2 protein-coding genes are annotated in these 4059 nt (G+C 37.0%); both read right to left on the bottom strand.

What is annotated here, in order from left to right; translation table 11 throughout:
- Positions 1 to 2642, bottom strand: a 2642-nt coding sequence (carB, locus tag RR539_RS10530) for a carbamoyl-phosphate synthase (glutamine-hydrolyzing) large subunit (RefSeq protein WP_442878414.1), incomplete at its 3' end; no start/stop codon positions are given.
- Positions 2642 to 3715, bottom strand: a complete 1074-nt coding sequence (carA, locus tag RR539_RS10535) for a glutamine-hydrolyzing carbamoyl-phosphate synthase small subunit (protein WP_332500423.1) — start codon at positions 3713 to 3715, stop codon at positions 2642 to 2644. The genes carA and carB, both read right to left, overlap by 1 nt.
- Between the last annotated feature and the right edge of the window lie 344 nt (positions 3716 to 4059).

Raw genomic sequence — 4059 nt, forward strand, 5'->3', positions numbered from 1 at the left:
TAGAAGTTCTTGTGTGGAAGTGTTCCTGTTCCGTATTCTGATTCAGTAAGCTTCTTGCCAAGCATTGCGTTTAGTGCAAGTTTAACCATTGGAACCCCTGTAATCTTACTTAGTATTGGAACTGTTCTTGATGCTCTTGGGTTAACCTCTATTACATAGATATCCTTACCATCGAACACATACTGGATGTTTACAAGTCCTATTACGTTTAGTCCCTTAGCAATCTTAGTTGTGCTTTCTACAAGCTTATCAATTACTTCCTGTGATAGGGTCATTGGTGGATATACTGTTATACTGTCTCCTGAGTGGATACCAGTTCTTTCAATATGCTCCATAATTCCTGGAATTAGTATGTTTTCTCCATCGCATATAGCATCAACTTCTATTTCAGTTCCCTCTATATACTTGTCTACTATTAGTTCATGATCCTTAAGTATACTTCTAATTTCACTTAGGTATCCATCAAGGTCTTCTCTTGAGTGAACAACCCTCATAGCACGTCCACCGATTACATATGATGGTCTTACTACTACTGGGTATCCAATTTCTTCTGCAACCGCAGCTACCTTATCAGCATCGTTTACAGCTTTTCCGTTTGGTACTGCAATTTCGATTTCCTCAAGGAAGTTTCTAAATCTATCTCTATCCTCTGCAACGTCTATTGAATCAACGCTTGTTCCAAGGATGTTAACTCCTGCATCTTCTAGCTTTTGAGCAAGATTTATTGAAGTTTGTCCTCCAAACTGTACAATAACTCCCTCTGGATTTTCTTTTCTTACTATGTTTAGAACCTCGTCTATGAATAGTGTTTCAAAGTATAGCTTATCTGCTGTATCAAAGTCTGTACTTACTGTTTCTGGGTTGTTGTTGATTATGATTGACTCATATCCTGCTTCCTTTATAGCCCATACTCCATGTACGCAGCAGTAATCGAACTCTACTCCTTGACCTATCTTAATAGGACCTGAGCCTATAACTATTATCTTCTTCTTGTCTGTTATAACATTCTCATCTTCCTTCTCATAGCATGAGTAGTAGTATGGAGTCTTAGCTTCAAACTCGTTTGCACAAGTATCAACCATTTTATATACTGGGTAAATTCCATGCTCATCACGGATTGCCTTAAGTTCTTCTCTTGTTTGCCCAGTTAAGCTCATGATTTCCTCATCTGAGAATCCCATTTTTTCAGCTTCTGCTATAACGTTTTTATCTGTTTTGTTTTCTGTTAACTTAATTTCAAGATCTACTATATTCTTAATTCCGTTTAGGAACCACTTATCTATCTTAGTTATATCATGGATTTCATCAATTGTAAGTCCTTGTCTTAACCCCTGTGCTATTGCGAATATTCTCTCGTCATCACAAAGCTTAATCTTCTCAACTGATTCTTCCTTGCTAAGTCCTACAAGTGATGGCTTTCTAAGTCCTGTAAAGTTAGCGTCTAGACATGATACTGACTTAAGTAGTGCAGATTCAAATGTTCTATCCATTGACATTACTTCTCCAGTTGCCTTCATCTGAGTTCCAAGTGTTCTCTTTGCATATGCAAACTTTTCAAATGGCCACTTTGGAATCTTAAGTACTATATAGTCTAGTGTTGGCTCAAAGTATGCACTTGAAGTTTCAGTTACATAGTTCTTAAGCTCGTCTAGTGTATATCCTATAGCAATTTTCGCTGCAATCTTAGCTATTGGGTATCCTGCTGCCTTTGATGCTAGTGCACTTGAACGGCTAACTCTTGGGTTAACTTCGATTACTATATACTTGTGACTTTCAGGATCTAGTGCAAACTGTACGTTACATCCACCTTGTACATTTAGTGCACGAACTAGCTTTATAGCTGCGTTTCTTAGCATTTGATGTTCCATTTTAGTCATTGTTTGACATGGTGCAATTACTATACTATCTCCAGTATGTACTCCTACTGGGTCAATGTTTTCCATGTTACAAACAACCATACAGTTGTCAGCTGAGTCTCTTATTACTTCGTACTCAATTTCCTTCCATCCTGCAACACTTTGCTCTAGTAGAACTTGGTGTATAGGGCTTAGTGCAAGACCCTTCTCACAGATTTCTTCAAGTTCTTCCATAGTTGAGGCAATTCCTCCACCTGTTCCACCAAGTGTGTAAGCAGGTCTTATAATTAGTGGAAGTCCACACTCTTCTCCAAATGCCATACAATCTTCTAGTGTATTTGCAATTATACTAGTTGGGATTGGCTCTCCTATTTCAAGGCAAAGCTCCTTAAATGCTTCTCTATCTTCAGCCTTCTTGATTGTTTCACTGTCAACTCCCAGAAGTTCAACATTATACTTTTCAAGAATTCCCTCTTCCATAAGCTTCATTGCAAGGTTAAGTCCTGTTTGTCCACCGAATCCTGCACAAACTCCTTCTGGTCTTTCCTTAGCTATGATTTTTTCTACTGACTCTACATTTAGAGGCTCTATATATACCTTGTCAGCAATATGCTCATCTGTCATTATTGTAGCTGGGTTTGAGTTTACAAGAACAATCTCAATTCCCTCTTCCTTAAGTGACTTACAAGCCTGTGTTCCTGAGTAGTCAAATTCTGCTGCTTGTCCTATAATAATTGGTCCTGAACCTAATATCATTAACTTTTTGTAATTCTTTTTCATATCTATTAACCCTCCACGCTCATAAGTTTAATAAATTTGTTTAGTAGGTAATCTGTGTCTGATGGTCCTGGCTGACCCTCTGGTATAAACTGTACTGAGAATACCTTCTTGCTCTTACACTTAATTCCCTCAACTGTTGAGTCGTTAAGATTTATATGTGTAACCTCAAGGTCTGTTCCTCCTAGGCTATTAGCATCTACTGCATATGCATGTGATTGTGCTGTAATAAAGCACTTTCCTGCATCCTTATCACTTACTCCGTGGTTAGTTCCTCTATGTCCGTATAGAAGCTTATATGTTTTAGCTCCCTCAGCTATTGCGATAATCTCATGTCCAAGACTTACTCCAAATACCGGAAGGTTCTTAGCTATAAGTGCCTTAGTAAGCTCAACTGCTTCTACTGCCATTTCTGGATTTCCTGGTCCGTCTGTTAGGAATATTCCATCTGGGTTAAGTGCTAGAACTTCTTCAACACTTGCAGTATATGGCATAACTGTTACTTTGCATCCCTTTTGGTTAAGTGCCTTTATAACACTTCCCTTAGTTCCTAAATCTATTGCAACTATATGAGCACCACTACCTTCTACAACGTAGCTTTCTGTGCATCCAACTGTTTTCATTGCATCTTGGCATGGAGTAAACTCTTCCATCAGCTTTACTGCAACTTCCTTTGGAATATCATTAGTTGTTATAACACATTTCTGTGTTCCTTTTTCTCTTATTATTCTAGTAATGCTTCTTGTATCTACATCTCCTACAACTACTACGCTATTTTCTAGTAGCATGTTGTTAAGTTCTTCTATTCCCATGAAATTTGAAGGAACCTTACATAGTGACTTTAATATCAGCCCCTTAACGAAAACACCCTTTGATTCATTAAACTCTGAATTTACTCCGTAATTACCAATTAGAGGATAAGTCATCGTAACGATTTGTCCTGCTGATGATGGATCTGTAATAATCTCTTGGTACCCAGCCATTGAAGTATTGAAAACTAATTCTCCAACGCTTGTCCCTCTAAATCCAAATCCTTTTCCTTCGAATACACTTCCGTCTTCTAGATAAATAATACCTTTCATTTCATCTCACCTCTTAATATAATTTGTAATTTCTCATTCACCATTGTTAGTAATTATACATTATTATTAATATTTATGCAATACGGGAATGTTGTAAATTTCAAATTTTTTCAAGGCTATTCCCCCTTTGCTAGTTTTTAACTAGTACCTAGCAATAAAAAAACCTCTTTACCAGAAGGCAAAGAGGTATAACATTCCTATCACTTAAAAATAGCTACACTATCCCTAAGAATCAAGATATTTCTTACTTTGCCAGCCTCTCTGGACTGAATTAAAAGCACTAGTTTTAAATTTTCTATGGTAATAATACCATATATAACTATAAAAAACAACATTTTATTTTA

Source organism: Clostridium sp. (genome assembly GCF_036639235.1).
In the GTDB taxonomy this organism is placed as follows: Bacteria; Bacillota; Clostridia; order Clostridiales; family Caloramatoraceae; genus Clostridium_AB.

Excerpts from the sequence above, each read along its gene's own strand:
- carA (WP_332500423.1), bottom strand. The coding sequence starts at position 3,715 with ATGAAAGGTATTATTTATCTAGAAGACGGAAGTGTATTCGAAGGAAAA.